The organism is Pantanalinema rosaneae CENA516 (assembly GCF_050753385.1).
GTDB lineage: Bacteria > Cyanobacteriota > Cyanobacteriia > Leptolyngbyales > Leptolyngbyaceae > Pantanalinema > Pantanalinema rosaneae.
Genome location: NZ_JBLZFZ010000016.1, coordinates 109,937 through 128,004 on the forward strand (window position 1 = coordinate 109,937; position 18,068 = coordinate 128,004).

Sequence of the window (18,068 nt, forward strand, 5' to 3'; positions counted from 1 at the left end):
GGGCTAACGCAGATGAGGATGAATGTACCCACTACCCATTAACCGCATACTGTCACTCTTAGAACAACTATGGGCGAATTTAGACGGATTGGAATTCTCACCAGCGGTGGCGACTGTGCTGGGTTAAATGCCGTGATTCGAGCGGTGGTTCACAGTGCAGTGAATACCTATGGGTGGGAGGTCTTGGGCATTCGGCAGGCGACCCAGGGACTGATGACCCGTCCCCCCGAGGCGTTAGTGCTGACTCCCGATCGCGTAGATCCCTACTTAACCGCCGGTGGCACGATTCTCGGTACGACGAATAAGGGCAATCCCTTTGCGTTTCCGATGCCGGATGGTACGGTATGCGATCGCTCCGATGAAATTATTGAAGGCTATCACTTGTTGGGACTGGATGCCCTGATTGGGATTGGCGGCGATGGTAGTTTAGCGATCCTGCGGCGAATTGCTCAGCAGGGCAAGCTGAATCTGGTTGGAATTCCCAAAACCATTGATAACGATGTGGCAGTTACCGAAATGTCGATCGGGTTTGATACGGCGGTAAGTGTGGCAACGGAAGCCCTCGATCGGCTGCACTTTACGGCGGCCAGTCACAGTCGGGTGATGATTCTGGAAGTGATGGGTCGGGATGCTGGACATATTGCTATGTTTGCGGGCATTGCCGGAGGAGCCGATATTATTCTGATTCCAGAAATTCCCTATACCTTAGATGGCATCTGCCAAACGATTCAACAGCGGCAGGAGCAGGGCAAAAACTACTGCCTGATTGTGGTGGCGGAAGCGGTGCGAACCGAGACAGGGGATTCGGTGATTCTGGCGGAAACCAATGAAGGCTGCCGATTAGGTGGCATTGGTCAATACCTGTCGCAACAGATCTGTAGTCGGATCAATGCTGAAACTCGCGTCACAGTCTTAGGTCATACCCAGCGCGGCGCGGCTCCTACGTCCGTCGATCGCCTACTTGCTGCCGCCTTTGGAGTCGCGGCGGTCGAATTAATTGCCCATGAGCAATATGATCAGGTCGTAACCTGGCAAAATCGCAAGATTGTCAGTGTGCCTATTGCTGAAGCGATCGCCCAATATGCCGCCGTTAACCCCACCGGCACCCTAGTTACCACCGCCCGCCGTATGGGGATTTTCCTCGGGAGTTAGTCTACTCCCATCTCCCCTATCTCCCCTATCTCCCCTATCTCCCATATCTCCCCTATCTCCCCTATCTCCCATATCTCCCCCATCTCCCCAACCCCCTAATCTGGATCTCGCTTATACCGCCGAGGATTCCGCCGATCCTCCGGTCGGGCTTGGGCTTGATACCACTGTCGCCAGGCTTTAGAACTGCGGATGGCGAGCCAGAGTAACAGGAGGGCAATTAATCCACCCTGGCGAGGCGCATCAAAGGCAAAGAGTACCAGAATGACACAGAGCAAATCCTGGCAGAAAATTACCCAGAGCGGGATTTCGCGCAATCGATAGAACCAGCCGACCTGCACGAGTTGCAGCACCAGGGCAAATAAGCCACCAATTACGCCCATCAGCCAAATCAGCGATCGCACTCCCACTGCACTTGCAACTGCCATGCCAAGAATCGCTCCCACGATCGGGCTAAATAGGAGTTGAACCAGCTGCAATACCCGTTGCCCCAGGCGATCCTTCGAGGCAAAGATTTCAAACAAGGACCAACTGACTAAAACGCCCAGGACGATCGGGGGCGAGATCCGGGATAGCAACGGCACCTGTGACCAGAGACTATCACCGTACAGTAGCCCGATGATTAGGAGGGGCAGGGCAATACGCATTCCGGCGGCAGCAGAGGCAGATAAAACAGCCAGAAGTTCAAGCATGGGAGAGGGACGCTAAAGATGCCGCCATTAATGGTAAACAATCGGATTGCTGGCTGATTTAAAGTGTACTAACACGATAAAGGGCAGACAAACTGCCTGCCCAGGAAAAAGCGACTTCTTTATAAAGAATATTCAGGTTATCTAAAACCAACCGCAGCTTGCCAAACAAACGCTAGTAGGAGGAAAAACACAGGAATGACTGGTAGAACGTCTACCAGAGGATCAAAGATTGAATAAGCTTCCGGCAGTTTTGCTAAGAGCAGCGCGACTTCCATGTATAAATGACCTCTCCAGCACAAGTTTTCAGAATTGCCATACATCTTAACATGTTAGGCTGTGCAGATAAGTATCTTGGGCTGATTCGATCCGAGTTTCTGGCAAATCCGCTAAAATTTTGGAACTCGATCGATAGACTCGATTATGATCATGAAATTCACCGAATCTGCTTGGCGGGTCTGAAGCGATCGCTTATGCTTACAGGATCACAGTAGACTAGTTAACCAGTGCTTAACTTTTAGATGATTTGATTACCTACCTGCTATTGAGAACCTTATTTACACGCCAACGATTGGAACACTTCAACAGTTGAGTTGCAATCAAGCATTTTTTAGTCAAACGCCTTAAACATTCCAATATCACGATCTCTGTGGATCACCTTTTAACGATTGACAATTTGTGGAGGATCTTGGTTTGACGCAATCTTACCGAGTCGCAATTTTAGGGGCGACGGGTGCTGTTGGCACCGAACTCTTGGCATTACTGGAGCAGCGGCAGTTTCCCCTGGCGGAGTTGAAGTTGCTGGCATCGCCGCGATCGGCGGGCAAAACGCTGACCTTTAAGGGGGAAGCACTCCCGATTACGGCGGTAGATGACCATGCTTTTGATCAGGTGGATATTGTCTTAGCGTCGGCAGGGGGTTCGACCTCCCGTACCTGGGCAGCAAAAGCCGTAGCCGCCGGTGCCGTGGTGATCGATAATTCCAGCGCCTTTCGGATGGATGCTAATGTCCCTTTGGTGGTGCCAGAGGTAAATCCCCAGGCAGCGGCTAGTCATCAAGGGATTATCGCCAATCCCAACTGCACCACGATTTTGATGAGTGTGGCAATTTATCCGTTACATCAGATTCAGCCGATTCGGCGGATTGTGGCGGCAACCTATCAATCGGCCAGTGGCGCGGGAGCCAGGGCAATGGAAGAACTCAAGGTTCAAACCCAGGCGATTTTGCACGATCAACCACCGATCGCGGAGATTTTTCCCTACCCGTTAGCCTTCAACCTATTTCCCCATAACTCCAAGCTCAATCCGCAGGGGTATTGCGAGGAAGAGATGAAAATGGTAAACGAAACTCGCAAGATTTTTGGGGTGCCTGATTTGCGGGTGACAGCCACCTGTGTGCGGGTACCCGTCCTGCGGGCACACTCAGAATCGATTAATCTAGAATTTGACCAGCCAATGAGTCTGGAGCAGGCAAGAGCCGCGATCGCTCAAGCCCCCGGAGTCAAATTGGTGGAAGATTGGTCAGCCAACTACTTCCCAATGCCGATCGATGCCAGTGGTCAGGATGATGTGCTGGTCGGGCGGATTCGGCAAGATCTCTCCCATCCCTGCGGTTTAGAGCTATGGCTGTGTGGCGACCAAATTCGGAAGGGGGCTGCCCTCAATGCCGTTCAGATTGCCGAACTCTTGGTCGAGAAGAATCTGTTAAAACCAGCCCTGGCAATGGCGTAATCAACTGTTGCGATCGGGGTTTTGTAGGACGGCAACCTACCTCGATCGATCCATGCCTGCCGTCCCTGTGATGATTAACAACAAACAACGATTTACTAGAAAAACGTGTGGTAGATTTTGGACGAGTTCTAACAGCATTAGTCACCCCATTCCATGAGGATGGCAGCGTCAACTACGCAATGGCAGAAAAACTGGCGGCGCATCTAGCGGATCAGGGAACGGATGCCTTTGTCGTTTGCGGGACGACGGGTGAATCTCCTACCCTGACCTGGGACGAGGAGCATGATCTGTTTCGTGTAGTGCAGCAGGCGGTGGCTGGGAAGGCAAAGGTGATTGCCGGAACAGGGTCAAACTCCACCCATGAGGCGATCGAAGCCACGAAAAAAGCCGCTAAACTAGGATTAGATGGATCGCTTCAGGTGGTGCCGTACTACAATAAGCCACCGCAAGCGGGTCTTTATCAACACTTTAAAACGATCGCCGAAGCCGTTCCTGATCTCCCGTTGATGTTGTATAACATTCCGGGGCGGACAGGGCAAAATCTCCAACCCGAAACGGTGATTCGCTTAGCCGAAATTCCGAATATTGTGGCGATCAAAGAAGCGACGGGTAGTTTGGATCAAGCCAGTCAAATTCGCTGCGCCACCTCGTCGGAGTTTGCAATTTACTCGGGAGACGATTCCCTGACCTTGCCACTGCTAGCGATCGGGGCAAGGGGGGTGGTCAGTGTCGCCAGTCATCTGGTCGGCTCTCAGCTCCAGCAAATGATTCAGGCATTTACCTCGGGAGATCCGCAAACAGCTACTCAACTGCATCTCAAACTGTTTCCGTTGTTTAAAGCGCTATTTGTCACTACTAATCCGATTCCGGTGAAAGCCGCTTTAAACCTGCAAGGGTGGCAGGTTGGTTCTACCCGGCTCCCTCTGGCTGACTCGTCGGCTCAACTCACGGCCACCTTACAGTCTGTTCTGACAGAACTATCGTTACTGTGACCCGCAGGCTGGTTCATCGATAAGCTTTCTGACAATTGAATATTGCTCCTGGGTGATCTTGTCATTCGCTACTCGCCATTGGGGATTAGCCATCTGCCTTTAGTTGTGAACGATGCGATCGATCAATGGCAACCGCCCGATCTACCCTGGCGTATCTTCTGACTTCTAACTCACGATTTGATCACTGTTCTCTCATTCTCTAAACTTTTCGACTGAAATAACCCATGACCCAATCAAATTCTGTACCAACACTAAAAATTATTCCCCTGGGTGGACTACACGAAATTGGTAAAAATACCTGCGTATTTGAAATCAATGATGAAATTGTCCTCCTGGATGCAGGTTTGGCGTTTCCCACGGATGGTATGCATGGGGTCAACATTGTGTTGCCCGATATGACCTATTTGCGGGAAAATCGCCACAAAATCAAAGGGATGATTGTTACCCACGGTCATGAAGACCATATTGGCGGGATTCCCTTTCACTTAAAGCAGTTTGATATTCCCGTAATTTATGGGCCCCGTTTAGCCATGGCGTTGCTAGAAGGCAAGCTGGAAGAAGCGGGAGTTGCCGATCGTACCGACTTGAGAACTGTGCGACCTCGGGATATTGTCCGCATTGGCACATCCTTTTTTGTGGAATTTATCCGCAATACGCACTCGATCGCCGATAGTTTTACCGTCGCCATCCGAACTCCCGTGGGAGTGGTGATTCATACAGGTGACTTTAAGATCGACCATACGCCGGTGGATGGGGAAGTATTCGACTTCCAACGCTTGGCAGAATATGGCGAACAGGGAGTGCATTGTTTAATCAGTGACTCCACGAACTCGGAACTTCCTGGGTTCACGCCCTCGGAACGATCGGTCTATCCCAACCTCGATCGCGTGTTTGGTCAGGCAGCCGGACGCTTACTGGTGACAACCTTTGCCTCATCAGTCCATCGGTTGAACATGGTGCTGGAATTAGCGAAGAAACACGATCGGGTGGTATCGGTATTGGGTCGCTCAATGCTGAATGTGATTGCCCATGCCCGGAACCTGGGGTATGTCAAGTGTGAGGATGAACTGCTGCAACCCCTGAATGCGATTCATAAATTGCCGGATAATAAGGTGCTGATTCTGACTACCGGCTCGCAGGGGGAACCCTTGTCAGCCCTGACGCGGATTGCCAATAGTGAACATCGGCAAATCAAGATTCGTCCCGGTGATACGGTGGTCTTCTCGGCGAACCCGATTCCAGGCAACACGATCGCGGTCGTCAACACGATCGATAAACTGATGATGCAGGGGGCGAAGGTGATCTATGGGCGAGAGCAGGGTATCCATGTCTCGGGTCACGGGTGTCAGGAAGATCAGAAATTAATGATTGGGTTAACTCGTCCCAAGTTTTTCCTGCCCGTCCATGGCGAACACCGGATGTTAGTCAAACACGCCCAGACGGCTCAGAATATGGGAATTCCAGCCGAAAACATGGTGATTATTGACAATGGCGATGTAGTGGAACTCACCCCAACTAGCATTAAAGCCGCAGGTAAAGTCCCGTCTGGAATTGAACTGGTGGATGCTTCCCGCTCCGGTGTCGTCAACGATCGGGTCTTAAAAGAACGGCAACAACTGGCTGAGGATGGTGTAGTCACCGTTGCCGCCACCTTGGATTGGGCGGGTAGTCTGCTTACCAAACCTCAAGTACATTTGCGGGGAGTGGTATCGTCACTCGATCCGATGCGATTGCAGGAAAAGACACAGGACACGATCACCACTGTCTTGCGCGATCGCTGGACAGATTTTGCCCGTCCGTTTGGGGACGATCGACCAGAGGTAGATTGGGATGGCTTACGCTATCAGATCGAACGGGAACTGCTGAAGATGCTGCGGCGGGAATTTCAGAGCAATCCGCTATTAGTGTTTCTGTTACAACACTCAGAAGAGCCGTCTGCGCAACCCCCCGGATTGTTGCCCAGAACTACTGAAGCGATCGCGTCTTAATTCGCCATCACACCTGAAGGGCTGGTTAACAGTCCTGGTAGAGGATGGGGGGAATCGAAAGGCATTCCTCCCTCCTTGGGGTTGTGCAAGGGTTAGGATGCAACCGCCAGCGATCGTTCATGCAATTCGCGGGATTCCTGTCGAACCAACCCAGAGATCACGGCTTTTTGCAAGACCATAAAGGCTTTGAGATCTTGAGCATCATATTTGGTTTTTAATAATTGGCGAAGCTGGTCTTCTGCTTCTAACGATAAATAACCGATCGCCAATGACTCTTTAACAATTTCACGGATGAGTAACATTGCACTACCCTGACCAATGGAGCAACTAGTGTCAGACCTTGTATGGGGACGATCGAGCTATCTCACGGTAGATCGGCTTCGCTGATCGCCATCCGCTACAACTTAATGATTGTTAAACAAATCTGCGGTAATCCAGGGAACAGAATTTATATTAGAGTACGTGGATTTACTGTATCCTGTCAAATATTTAACGAAGTGTATTCAACATTACTAAATGGGCTACAAAAATTAAACAGGCTGCTACTAGGGCTTTGAACCACTTTAGTTTTCCGCCACTTCTACTGAGAAAGGGGGATGTGGGAGTAGCTTTAGTCTGCTAGTTAGCTCAGTCTACTCCGAGTTATCGCGGAGATAGCTTATTCTACTGCTGGATAATTATTGGTTAAGACCATCATAATCGATCGCAACACATCTACGTACTGATGTTGCTTAAAGCCGGAGTTGGGTAATGGCAATCTGCCCAGAGAAGCAAACCTCAACATCCGTTCCGGGATCACGCGGACGTTGGGCATAGTTGCCAGCATAGTAGAAGCGATCGTCCTCAACGCGATAGTTGATCGGCAGGGGTTGTTTGCAGGCGGAACAAAATATGGTTTCGGGTGGGCTACTCTCTGGCAAAAGATGTGGCAGATTGACGTTCCAGAATGTTCCGGTCTCCGGTGGGCGATCGAATAATTTAGCGAGAACTTGCGTCGTTAACTGGGCGGCTAATTCCCAGTCAATCACGCGTTTACCCTGGCGATACTGCGAGATAGCAATACCGCTAACCCCATGTAAGGTGGCTTCCCTTACAGCGGCTACTGTCCCAGAAATATAGGCATCGGCTCCCAGGTTCGCCCCCGCATTGATCCCCGATAACACCCACTGCACCTCGGGGTACAAATGACTGATCGCTAAGCGGACACAGTCAGCCGGGGTTCCCCCGATCGCAAATTCCGTTTCTGATCGAGCTTCTACTTGGATTGCCTCAGTGGTGGTGACCTGATGGCTACAGCCCGAAAGATGGGATTGGGGCGCAATAATGGCAACTTGACTGCCAAAGGGTTTGACGGCTTGGGTTAAGGCTTGAATTCCAGGCGCATCAATGCCGTCGTCGTTGGTGAGAACTAGGAGCATAGGGAGATGGGGAGGTAGGTGCGGTGAGGGAGATGGGTTTAGAGAGAATTGGGGATCAGCCAACGAATTAGTTCGGCGATCGGTTGGGCTTGGGCGATCGCGCCTCTGGGGTGGTGGGGGAAATCACCATCAAAAATTTCGCTGATTTGCTGGTAGCAGGCTTGGGTTTGGAAGTGGTGTTGGAGCGGTTGCAGGTCGATCGGTAAAGGGGACTCAGGGCCATAGAAGCGCTGCCAACTCCGCAGAAAGATGCCGAGTAAACTACTCCAGACGCTGCCTTGATGGTAAGCGAGATCACGCTGCCAGGGGGTTCCTTCATAACGACCGATGTAGGCTGGATCGCCGGGATCAAGAGTCCGCAAGCCGTAAGGGGTGAGGAGACGATCGCGGGCAACCTGTAAAATCTGCTGAGCCTGCTCTACTGGAAATCCACAGTGATACACAGAAATGGCGATGACCGCATTGGGACGGATAGTGGGATCTAAGCGATCGTCGGGTTCGATGCGATCGAATAAGTACCCGAATCGACTATGCCAGAACTTTTGCAGGGAGAACTTGACTTGCTCGGCTTGCTGGGTATATCGGCGGGCTTGATTTTGCAGCTTCTCAGCGTCGATCGCATTAGCATTGGTCGCTAATCGCGTTGCCCATTGACTTGCCCAGCATAGGGCTGAATACCAGAGGGCATTAATCTCTACTGGCTTGCCCTGTCGAGGCGTGACAGGTTTACCATCGACGATCGTATCCATCCAGGTGAGGGGCACACTGGCATCATCCCAGGTCAGCAAACCATCGGAGGCATCCACGCGAATGTTATGTAATGTGCCCGCCATGAAGGCTTTATAGATTTGCTTGACTACGGGATACTGAGTTGCCAGAAAGTCCCAGTCTTGAGTTGCGACCAGATACAATCCCAGAGTTTCAATCCACCACAGGGAACAGTCTAAACTCCGGTACACCGGATCATCGCCGTTGACGGGTAACACATTCGGGATCAAGCCTTGCCAACAGAATTTTCCCAAGCGTTCCAAGACATTTCGCGCTAGTGAGAACCGTTTGGTTGCCAGTGCCAATCCCGGTAAAGCCAGCAAACTATCTCGACTGCGATCGCCAAACCAGGGATATCCGGCAATGAGGCTGGTCTGATGGCGATCGTCCGGATGAATCACGAATTGATCACTGGCTTTGAGGAGGTCTACCAGGGGGATAGGGGCGGTAGGGAAGATGGGGGAGCCAGAAGCCGAATTTAGGAGCGGAGCGAAGATCGTTACTAAACGGTGTTGTTCGGTCTGAAGGGCGCGATCGCAAGTCTGGGGATCTAAAGGGGTTAGAGCAGTTGTGGGTAGACCAACCCTCGCCTCCAGGGTGACTTGTTCTCCGGGCTGTAACAACACACTGAAGTACCCCGGACTATACAGATCTTCTAAGCAATGTAACCCCCGGTGAGCTTCCTCGGGATAGTAATAGCTCCAATACCACACTGGATCAGGGTGATAGTGTCCCTGACTCCAGCGCAACTGCCAGGGCATCCCAATCCGGCTAGCCGTGAGAGCTTGCAGGAGAACATGATGGGTACTAACAATCTGGGAAAAGCAGAGGTCTGGGGCTTGTTGTTGGTAGGAGTGCTGGTCGCGATCGGCAATCAGGGGGCGTAATCGGAGGATGGCGGTGTCTTTGCCTTGATAGGTGTAGCGGATGAGTAGATGGTGATGTGGTGGGACAGATGAGGAAGATGGGGGAGGTGAGGGCATTAAAAGTTGGCGGCGGAGTTGCCAGTGGTCGGCTTGTCCCCATGTCCAGGTCGGTGCAGGATTCGGGTCAAAGGATTGTAGGAGTTGGTAGCCGAGAGGGGCAATGTTGCCGCTAGACCAGAAGTTCGTGCCGAGGGCAAATCCTTGTCCAGCAATTTCCAGGCTGGCTTCGAGGTGCGATAGGAGCAACGATCGCTGACTGGGAAAATTCGGTGCGGCGAATAGCCAACCATGATAGGCGCGGGTACGAGCATCACAAACTGTGCCACTGGCAAAACTCCCTAACCCGTTTGTGAGTAGCCATTCCCGTGTATCTAAATCATCCATTTGGCAAGAAAATCTTACTCAAAATCGTTATGAGTATGATATAGTCGTAACAGTTCGTAAGGCATTCAGTCTATCGTCCTAACCCGTAGATAGGGTACTGAACTGACCTTGCGGTTTGCACGATTAGGAACGCACCCATTCAAAGGAGACTATCATCCCATGACCCAACACAACGAAGGATGCCTGAGAGTTGGTCAAGCCGCACCCGACTTTACGGCTACGGCAGTTGTTGATCAGGAATTCAAGACCATCAAACTGTCTGACTATCGTGGCAAGTACGTTGTCCTCTTTTTCTATCCTCTCGACTTTACCTTTGTTTGTCCGACGGAAATCACTGCCTTTAGCGATCGCTACGAGGAATTCAAGCAAATCAACACTGAAGTGCTCGGTGTGTCGGTAGATAGCGAATTCTCTCACCTGGCATGGATTCAGACCGATCGCAAGTCTGGTGGGGTCGGCGACCTCAACTATCCCCTGGTGTCTGACATCAAGAAAGAAATCAGCACCGCTTATAACGTGTTAGCGGACGAAGGGATTGCCCTGCGCGGTCTGTTCATTATTGATAAAGATGGTGTGATCCAACATGCCACGATCAATAACCTGGCATTTGGTCGCAGCGTTGATGAAACTCTCCGCACCCTACAAGCCATTCAGTATGTGCAGTCTCACCCCGATGAAGTCTGCCCTGCTGGTTGGAAGCCCGGAGACGCGACGATGAACCCCGACCCCGTGAAGTCGAAGGATTACTTCGCGGCAGTGTAATCGCGGATTATCGATCGTCAATCATCTAGTTTTGAGGGTGTGTTCATCTCCGTGTAACACACCCTTTTTGTTTGCCTCAAGGGAAAGAATGAGTAGTTTGAAACAGCCCTAAATTTTCCAGTTCAAGTAGGCTGAGAACCTTACATTCTTGCCAATAGCTTAATATTTAATTAATATTTTTCAGCTAGGAAAAATCGATTTAAATTGGTGTAGGGTGCATCCTGAGATAAAAGGAAATTCACCTGCGTTATGAGCTATGGAACCTGAAATTAAAGTTGGCTGTTCCCGATCTGATTCAGATATTAGGGACTATACATTCATTGATGCTCTTAATAAGTTAAGTAAACAACAAGGAATAGAACTTAAGTTTGGGATATGGCACTTTCCCGATACTGACGACATAAAGCCCGATGGTGATAAAACAAAGGATAAGCCAAAGGATCGCAAATATTACGAGTATAAAGAATCGGGTGGATGGGTCGAAGTAAATTCTCCTTCCGATATACAGAAAAAAGATTTATTCCTAAAATATTGTGTCCATGTCGCTTCCCCTTCGGAATGTAATGACCCCTGTTGTCAAACTACAGACCATGAACAGGGTAGTCCTGTACTGATTCCACTCAACTTTAGAGGATTAGAACAGCAGAAAACTCTTTCATTAGAAATTTATCAAGGGACAGAGCAATCAACTACTGATGAGCAAAGTCAAGGTAAATCAAAATCTGTTGAGCTAGATTTGAATCTTCAGCCAGGCCAACTTGTCATCAAAGATGCTCAAAACAAAATTATTGGATATGTTGGAGTTCATAAAGACAAGGTATATATCAAATCAATTAATAATAAAACCGGGAATAAAATTATCGGTAATATAGCCGTTTCTCATAACGGCAAGATCACGATTCAAAAGCATGAACCAACTTTAGATTTATATTTAGGTGTAGGATTTCGTAGCTATACTATAGACCCTGTGAATTGGTCGCCAATAGAAGACCAATCGCCCGGAATTTTATGCGGCGCTAATGCTGGAGTGGCTTTACTGGAATATTTTGAGCGGCTTTCTAGTGGCAAGCACTTTGATGCATCCAGATTGTTTTTACATCAAGCGGCTTGTCATATTATGCAAGTGCCATTGACCTCACCTGTTTCAGTTCGAGCGATCGTCACGGCATTAAGCACGATCGGTGTGCCACCGGAAGAATACTGGCCCTATGACTTAAATAAATTAACTGAAGAACCGCCAGCTTGGTGTTATGCCTATGCCAGAAATTACCGAGCAGAAAGTTATATTAAGCTCGATCGTCTCGATCTAAGCTACCATGCTCTGATTGCTCAAATCAAAATATTTATCTATTCTGGGTTGCCAGTCATCTTTGGCTTTTCGGTACATCAATCAGTTCAGCAATCATTCAATAAACAGCCATTTGAAGGTCTATTAGATGATAGAATCCTGGCTATCTTTAAGGCTCTGGAGCAGACTGGAGGTTCTAATGCAAAAGTGAAAATGGAGACTATAATTAGCTTCTTAGAAGCCGCGAAATCAGTGGTGAATGGAAAACACTCTGAGCAACATTTCAACGAAGAAGGTCAAATTCCTTTTCCAACTTTTGGTGAGATTTATCAGGGGGCTCATGCTGTAGTTGCTGTGGGCTATGATGATGATAAACTGATCACGAATTCCAGCCCATTAGGTAAGAAAGATCGAGAACAAATTAGACGTGCCTATCTAAAAAATGATGATACTTGGACTGAGTATGAATGGGATATTAATGCTAATGGCTATCGCCAAAAGGGTAGTAATTCAATCCCATTTCAAGATTTTAGATTTTTAGACTTTTCAAAGTTTGATGGTAAATTTATTCAGTTGACTATTAAACCCAACGATAAGGAAAAACTTTCTGATAATCCAGTTCTTGTACCAGAATCACTTCAATTTAGTAAAGATCTAACTGCCCGAGCTGAGAGGCTAGAATCTGTAATTAGTGCTGATGAGCATTTAGTGACGAAAGGTGCTTTTAAGATTCGGAATTCCTGGGGACAAGATTGGGGTGATAACGGTCATGGCTGGTTGCCATACGCCTATGTCTATAGCGACTTAACCTTCGATTGGTGGTCAATCCTCAAATTCGAGTGGATTAACACAGACGACTTCGGACTACTAAGAGATAACGGCGATTTAGTGATGTGTGATCCAGACACATGCCCTAATGGTGAAAATCACTAATTTTAGTTAATCACTGCATTCCAATTTGTCTTTATATTGGTTAGGGTTTGCATATAGATAGAGAAGCGAACAAGCATACTCTGATAAGGTGTTTACGTTCTCTTCTTCAGAAATCTCTTTTATTAGCAGGAGATTTTTAGGAATTTTCCAATCCCAGACTTTAATGGTTGAATCATCTCCTGTGGATATGATAAATCTGTCGTTATCTTCTTTAGAAAAATTTGGATCTCTAGAAAAAATAAACTCTAATTGGTTAACATCAGAAGTATGCCCTTGTAGCAGGACTACGTTCTTCTCGTTAGGTTTAACAGGCTTCTTTGTTAGATTATATTCATTAATAATTTTGCTTAAATTCCATACTTTTACTACTTTATCAGCACCACTCGAAGCTAGAAAGTCACCTGTTGAGCTGAAAGCCACAGTATAAATAGCTAGATTGTGAGCGCGAATTTCTGCTACTAGAGGTACTCTACTATTTCCTTGCTTAAGTGACCATATTTTAATAGTTCCATCATTACTAGCAGTTGCTAATAGTGAACCATCGGAGCTAAACTTTGCATCATTAATAGCTGCATTGTGCGAGCCAATCATTGTTGGTCTGTTATCAGTATTCCACCTCCAAAGCCTTACAGAATAATCACCATCGCCTGCATAAGCAATTAGCTCTTGCGTAGGATGAAGATCTAAGCTGATAACAATCGCTGTTTTCGATGGATTAGTGGTAAAGTTGTTGGCATTCAGAGATGGCAATGATTGTTTTTGTTTTGTAGAAACTTGCCATAACCGAATAACTGAATCTTTTCCAACAGAAGCTAGAACTGTATCCTTTTCATTAAAGGCAACCACATAGACACGACCTTTATGATTTCCTAAAATCCTTTTGGAATTGTTGGTTAAATCCCACAGTTGAACTTCACCATAAGTAGATGTTGAAGCAAGGAGCTTACTATTATGGCTGAATGCAATTCTCCTAACGTATCCAGATTGTTGATGTAACGGTGTGATTAGCTCCCCTTTTGTATTCCAGAGCTTAATTTCTCCAGAGGCATCAGATGAAGCTATAGCAATCTCCTTTTGAGATATAAAACTACTGAGATTATGATTGAGGCTTAAACCATAAATGGCTTGAGGATGAGCTTGCCAACTGTTTATCTCAGTAGTGCCATAAATGATTGGTTGAATTCTCTTTAAATACTTTTCTAAATTTATATCGGGTTGACTTTTCAAGATATTTAGTGCTTTGAGACTATTCTTAAACGCCTCAAATTGCTGATGGTTTTTGAATTGAAATTCGGCAAGGGTAACTAAGGTTTCGGCTTGCTTATCCTGTGCGGAGATCGCCTCTTGCCTAAAGTAAATAAATGTGCCTGCGACGATCGACATTAAAAATGCCGAGGCTAACAAGAAAAACTGGCGTTGTTTGCGGAGTTGAGCTTTCACCGATCGCTCGCGGTTCTCAATACTTTGCCGAACAAACTCGGCTTCTGGTAGGTGTTGCCAATTAAGTTTCTCTTCAACGGCGGCGAGTAATGCGCCGGAGAGGAGGGCATCCGGCGATCGCTGATAGCGTTCTTGCCAGTCTTTGTAACAGGCTTCGACTTGATCTCGGAGATAAATTTGTTCTTGTTCGGCTTTAATCCAGCTATCGAGTAACGTCCATTCGGTCAATAAGGCTTCGTGGGTGACTTCGATCGCTCGCTCATCCAGCACGATCAAACGGTTGCGGGTGAGTTTGTCCAAAATTGGTTGGAGTTGATCGGTAGGGGCGACGACTTTTTCCAGACGATCGCGGCTGACGCGGCGGCGTGTGCGCGATTGGTCGTCATTCACCCGTACCAGTTCCAACATCAGTTTGCGGATCAGGGGCTGTTCGGTGGTGGAAGAGGTGTCGTACAGCAGATTGGCGGTATCCCGTAGTGCCCCATTCACACCACCAATTTGCTCGTAGGCTTCACGGGTGAGCAGGCGATCGAGGGAATTCTCGCTAATGCAAGCGTCCCAGAGTTTGGTCAGGGCATATTGCAGTAAGGGCAATGCTCCCCGTTGATCGACTACTTCGGCAGCAATATCGGCGGCTAGCCCTTCAGCAAAGGTGACTCCATGCCGGAGCGCAGGTTTCACGATCGCGGCTTGCAGCTCCGCCAGGGATAATTCAGGAACGAGATAAAGTTGCGGTGGTTCTTTGGAATTGATCAGAGCGGCAACGGTTGGGAATTTGGCGCAGTGAGCCAGGAAATCACTCCGAATGGTGACGATCACCTGGGTGCGGCGATCGGGTTGAGTAACTTCGTCAACTAAGTGTTGAATAAAGGCTTGCTGCTTTTCAGCATCCTGACACAGTGTGAATAGCTCCTCAAATTGATCAATCAACAGAACAAGAGGCAACTTGGAATTCTGATGCTGTTGGAGGAGTTTTTGCCAGGTTTCCAAAGGTTCGCTACCAGGAGTCATCGTCGCGATCGGGCGATCACAGGCTAATGGCGGCAACAGTCCGGCTTTGACCAGGGATGATTTCCCACAACCGGATGATCCAGTGACTGCCAGGAAACGGGCTTTGGTCAGGCGATCGAGTAAGTCCCGGATGGCTTGTTCCCGTCCAAAGAAGTAGTCTTGCTGCGAGGGTTCAAAGGCGGCTAGACCAACATAGGGATTAGTGGGATTAAATAAGGCTTCTGGCTCTAACCGTTTTTCGGGATACCGGACGATCGGGATCGATCGTCCCCAACCCATGCGAATCGGCTCCTGTCCCAAGCCCCGCAAACCACGATACAGGCTATCAAACACGCGATCGCCCGTGACGACCCCATCCTCATCGGCATTCTCGGCGGCTAAAGCGGCTAAGAGTGCCCCGGTAAACACACTATGCTGTTCACTTTTCTTGGCGCGGGCAGCTTCGGTAGTGCGGCAAGCTGCCACAAAGTAATAGTCTGTGTTGGCACTAAAGGCGGTGAGGCGTTCCAGCAGCCCCCTTTCCAGTACATACTGACTGTGACAACAGTCCAGTAACACCACTAAATTACTCAGATTCGAGTCTTGGATAACTTGATTAAATTCTGGTAAGGGAATGCTGGAACCGATCGCAATACATTCATTTTGCGGATTCAACGTAACCCGAGAATCGGACATGACGAGATGCCCTTGCTTGGTTTTGCGTCCAAAGCTATCCTCAATGACTTGAGTAATGCCATGTCCGGTGTAGTAAATCAGGGCTTCATTTTTGTCTGCTTCTTCCAAAAACTTTTTTAGGGCTTGGACAAAGTCTTGCTGATTCACAGTGCTAGGTAACACCGTCACTTTTTGAAAGGTGTTGGATTCTCTGAGCAAAGCCGCGATCGCTTTAGCATCACTGGCGGTTTTAGACAGGTTGGGGAGTAAGGAATCGTTATATTCCGAAATGCCGATAACAAGGGCGTAACGAGCCATTGAACGTGAGGAGACAGGAGGTAGAAGTGCGTGTCAACTCAATTCAAACATAGGATTTTTGGGATGCCCGTAGAATGAGACGAAACCTTAACAAAAGACTGCTAATCTGATCTCAATCAACAGATTGAGGGACACTATGCCGGAACAAGAATACTTGGCATTTGAATCGGATGGTCAAGTGTATGACGTGACGATGACCACTAAACCACCATCGCCATCTACTAACGATGATGAAGGCTTTGAGGAATATGGCATTCAAGAAGATGTGCTAACTCAAATGCAAAAAACTCGCCAGATGATCCGTACCTGTGCGGTGCAAACGGTGAGTGCCTTTCGCAACTTTGGGGTGGCGAATGTACAGGAGATTAACCTGAAGTTTGGAGTGAAACTGGGGGGCAAAGCCGGTGTCCCTTACATTACCGAAGGCTCGGCGGAAAGTAATTTGGAAATTTCGGTCAAATGTACGTTTGTAGAAACAGAGTCAACCACAAAGTCGGCTTAAGCCTCAACCTACGTTAAGGTATATGAAGTAATCGGCTATTCATCTCTTGTCTATGCTTACGTCTACAGACTTTAGCGGACTGATTAACGATCGCTTTGTCCAAAACTTTTTACCCATTCCCGCGACGAATACCCTGAGTCAGGGAATGCTGACTCCCAATTTTGAACTGCTGGATGTCACGAATAACCAAACGGTGAAATTAGCTGACTATCGGGGAGAAGTGCCGATTATCCTGGCATTCACGCGGATTTTTACCGAAAAACAATATTGCCCCTTCTGCTATCCCCACATCAAGGAACTGAACGATCGCTACGAGGAATTCCGCGATCGGGAAGTGGAACTGTGGATGATTACCAGTACCGATGAGCGGCAGAGTAAAACCGTGGTGCAGGACTTGGGCTTAAAAATGCCGTTGTTAATTGATCCCAGTTGTCGGGTGTTCCGACTGTATCAAACGGGTCAGGCATTAGGCGCACCCCTACCCGCTCAATTTGTCTTAGACGATCGGGGACGGCTTCAGTACAAACATTTATTTTCCTTTCTGGATCACAATGCCAGCGTCGATAAGCTTTTGGAGGTGGTGGATCAGCTTTAAGCGAGTGGCATCCGGGCATCATTCAGCCACCCAGTTGGGCGTTACTCACTTCGGTTGGAGCAGAGATTCTATACACTGTTAACGGAGCATGAGTCACGGGGGGAATTGTGGTGCGTCGATTGACAACCATTGCTGGATTGCGCTGCTATCTAGATCTGCATCGATCGAGTCAACCGCCATCAAGAGAATACGAAGCCTCTCCGATTGGGGAAGTCTCTGTGGTCGGTCTAGTCCCCACAATGGGCGCACTCCACGCTGGACATCTCAGTTTGATCCAACGGGCACGCCGGGAAAACAAAATTGTTGTCGTCAGTATCTTCGTCAATCCTTTACAATTCGGGCCCCAGGAAGATTTTTCTCGCTACCCCCGCACCCTGGAACAGGATCAACAACTCTGTGAGGCCGCCGGAGTCGATGTCATCTTCGCTCCCACCCCCGCCGAAATGGGCATTAGCTCACCCTCTACTTCCCCATCTTCCTCACCCTCCCCATCTCCCATTCCTGTCTCTTATACACATCT

15 protein-coding genes are annotated in these 18,068 nt (G+C 48.5%); 9 read left to right on the top strand and 6 right to left on the bottom strand.

What is annotated here, in order from left to right:
- Positions 1-69: 69 nt before the first annotated feature.
- Positions 70-1,152, top strand: coding sequence for an ATP-dependent 6-phosphofructokinase (locus tag ACN4EK_RS11845; protein WP_431658088.1), 1,083 nt, complete (start codon positions 70-72; stop codon positions 1,150-1,152).
- 95 nt (positions 1,153-1,247) lie between these two features.
- Here ACN4EK_RS11845 and ACN4EK_RS11850 read toward each other — a convergent pair whose 3' ends face one another.
- The gene (locus tag ACN4EK_RS11850) at positions 1,248-1,841 is read right to left on the bottom strand and encodes a DUF4126 domain-containing protein (protein WP_431658089.1); all 594 of its coding nucleotides are present in this window, start codon (positions 1,839-1,841) and stop codon (positions 1,248-1,250) included.
- Between the two features lie 137 nt (positions 1,842-1,978).
- Entirely contained in the window at positions 1,979-2,116 is a 138-nt protein-coding gene (locus ACN4EK_RS11855) for a photosystem II reaction center protein K (RefSeq protein WP_431658090.1), read from the bottom strand.
- 415 nt (positions 2,117-2,531) lie between these two features.
- On the opposite strand from ACN4EK_RS11855, the gene ACN4EK_RS11860 reads away from it, so the two are divergent.
- The 3 genes from ACN4EK_RS11860 (at position 2,532) to ACN4EK_RS11870 (ending at position 6,549) form a co-directional block, all read left to right on the top strand.
- Positions 2,532-3,569, top strand: a complete 1,038-nt coding sequence (locus ACN4EK_RS11860) for an aspartate-semialdehyde dehydrogenase (RefSeq protein WP_431658091.1) — start codon at positions 2,532-2,534, stop codon at positions 3,567-3,569.
- 107 nt (positions 3,570-3,676) lie between these two features.
- Positions 3,677-4,561, top strand: coding sequence for a 4-hydroxy-tetrahydrodipicolinate synthase (gene dapA, locus ACN4EK_RS11865; protein WP_431658092.1), 885 nt, complete (start codon positions 3,677-3,679; stop codon positions 4,559-4,561).
- Between the two features lie 224 nt (positions 4,562-4,785).
- Positions 4,786-6,549: a ribonuclease J gene (locus ACN4EK_RS11870; RefSeq protein ID WP_431658093.1), complete on the top strand. Its 1,764-nt coding sequence runs from the start codon at positions 4,786-4,788 to the stop codon at positions 6,547-6,549.
- 92 nt (positions 6,550-6,641) lie between these two features.
- Here the strand turns inward: ACN4EK_RS11870 and ACN4EK_RS11875 are convergent, their stop codons facing one another.
- The 3 genes from ACN4EK_RS11875 to ACN4EK_RS11885 form a co-directional block, all read right to left on the bottom strand.
- Positions 6,642-6,851 (bottom strand): hypothetical protein, encoded by a 210-nt coding sequence (locus ACN4EK_RS11875; RefSeq protein ID WP_431658094.1) that lies wholly within the window; start codon positions 6,849-6,851, stop codon positions 6,642-6,644.
- A 429-nt stretch (positions 6,852-7,280) separates the two neighbouring features.
- Positions 7,281-7,967, bottom strand: coding sequence for a 5'/3'-nucleotidase SurE (gene surE / locus ACN4EK_RS11880; protein ID WP_431658095.1), 687 nt, complete (start codon positions 7,965-7,967; stop codon positions 7,281-7,283).
- A 38-nt stretch (positions 7,968-8,005) separates the two neighbouring features.
- Positions 8,006-10,045 carry an amylo-alpha-1,6-glucosidase gene (locus ACN4EK_RS11885; RefSeq protein ID WP_431658096.1) on the bottom strand — a complete coding sequence of 680 codons (2,040 nt, stop codon included), beginning with the start codon at positions 10,043-10,045 and terminating at the stop codon, positions 8,006-8,008.
- Between the two features lie 159 nt (positions 10,046-10,204).
- Here ACN4EK_RS11885 and ACN4EK_RS11890 point away from each other — a divergent pair, with 159 nt between their 5' ends.
- Together ACN4EK_RS11890 and ACN4EK_RS11895 are read left to right on the top strand one after the other, a co-directional pair.
- Positions 10,205-10,807, top strand: a complete 603-nt coding sequence (locus ACN4EK_RS11890; RefSeq protein WP_431658097.1) for a peroxiredoxin — start codon at positions 10,205-10,207, stop codon at positions 10,805-10,807.
- A 256-nt stretch (positions 10,808-11,063) separates the two neighbouring features.
- Positions 11,064-13,028 carry a C1 family peptidase gene (locus ACN4EK_RS11895; protein ID WP_431658098.1) on the top strand — a complete coding sequence of 655 codons (1,965 nt, stop codon included), beginning with the start codon at positions 11,064-11,066 and terminating at the stop codon, positions 13,026-13,028.
- A 6-nt stretch (positions 13,029-13,034) separates the two neighbouring features.
- Here the strand turns inward: ACN4EK_RS11895 and ACN4EK_RS11900 are convergent, their stop codons facing one another.
- On the bottom strand, positions 13,035-16,451 hold the full coding sequence (locus tag ACN4EK_RS11900) for an nSTAND1 domain-containing NTPase (RefSeq protein ID WP_431658099.1): 3,417 nt from the start codon (positions 16,449-16,451) through the stop codon (positions 13,035-13,037).
- A 136-nt stretch (positions 16,452-16,587) separates the two neighbouring features.
- Here ACN4EK_RS11900 and ACN4EK_RS11905 point away from each other — a divergent pair, with 136 nt between their 5' ends.
- The 3 genes from ACN4EK_RS11905 to ACN4EK_RS11915 form a co-directional block, all read left to right on the top strand.
- Positions 16,588-16,953 (top strand): CU044_2847 family protein, encoded by a 366-nt coding sequence (locus tag ACN4EK_RS11905; protein WP_431658100.1) that lies wholly within the window; start codon positions 16,588-16,590, stop codon positions 16,951-16,953.
- Between the two features lie 52 nt (positions 16,954-17,005).
- On the top strand, positions 17,006-17,548 hold the full coding sequence (locus ACN4EK_RS11910; RefSeq protein WP_431658101.1) for a peroxiredoxin family protein: 543 nt from the start codon (positions 17,006-17,008) through the stop codon (positions 17,546-17,548).
- A 110-nt stretch (positions 17,549-17,658) separates the two neighbouring features.
- On the top strand, positions 17,659-18,068 hold a 410-nt coding region (locus tag ACN4EK_RS11915; RefSeq protein WP_431658102.1), incomplete at its 3' end, for a pantoate--beta-alanine ligase.

Coding starts and splice junctions, on each gene's coding strand:
- ACN4EK_RS11885 (WP_431658096.1), bottom strand. CDS start 10,045: ATGGATGATTTAGATACACGGGAATGGCTACTCACAAACGGGTTAGGG.
- ACN4EK_RS11875 (WP_431658094.1), bottom strand. CDS start 6,851: ATGTTACTCATCCGTGAAATTGTTAAAGAGTCATTGGCGATCGGTTAT.
- ACN4EK_RS11910 (WP_431658101.1), top strand. CDS start 17,006: ATGCTTACGTCTACAGACTTTAGCGGACTGATTAACGATCGCTTTGTC.
- ACN4EK_RS11905 (WP_431658100.1), top strand. CDS start 16,588: ATGCCGGAACAAGAATACTTGGCATTTGAATCGGATGGTCAAGTGTAT.
- ACN4EK_RS11850 (WP_431658089.1), bottom strand. CDS start 1,841: ATGCTTGAACTTCTGGCTGTTTTATCTGCCTCTGCTGCCGCCGGAATG.
- ACN4EK_RS11870 (WP_431658093.1), top strand. CDS start 4,786: ATGACCCAATCAAATTCTGTACCAACACTAAAAATTATTCCCCTGGGT.
- surE (WP_431658095.1), bottom strand. CDS start 7,967: ATGCTCCTAGTTCTCACCAACGACGACGGCATTGATGCGCCTGGAATT.
- ACN4EK_RS11855 (WP_431658090.1), bottom strand. CDS start 2,116: ATGGAAGTCGCGCTGCTCTTAGCAAAACTGCCGGAAGCTTATTCAATC.
- ACN4EK_RS11895 (WP_431658098.1), top strand. CDS start 11,064: ATGGAACCTGAAATTAAAGTTGGCTGTTCCCGATCTGATTCAGATATT.
- ACN4EK_RS11890 (WP_431658097.1), top strand. CDS start 10,205: ATGACCCAACACAACGAAGGATGCCTGAGAGTTGGTCAAGCCGCACCC.
- ACN4EK_RS11900 (WP_431658099.1), bottom strand. CDS start 16,451: ATGGCTCGTTACGCCCTTGTTATCGGCATTTCGGAATATAACGATTCC.
- ACN4EK_RS11845 (WP_431658088.1), top strand. CDS start 70: ATGGGCGAATTTAGACGGATTGGAATTCTCACCAGCGGTGGCGACTGT.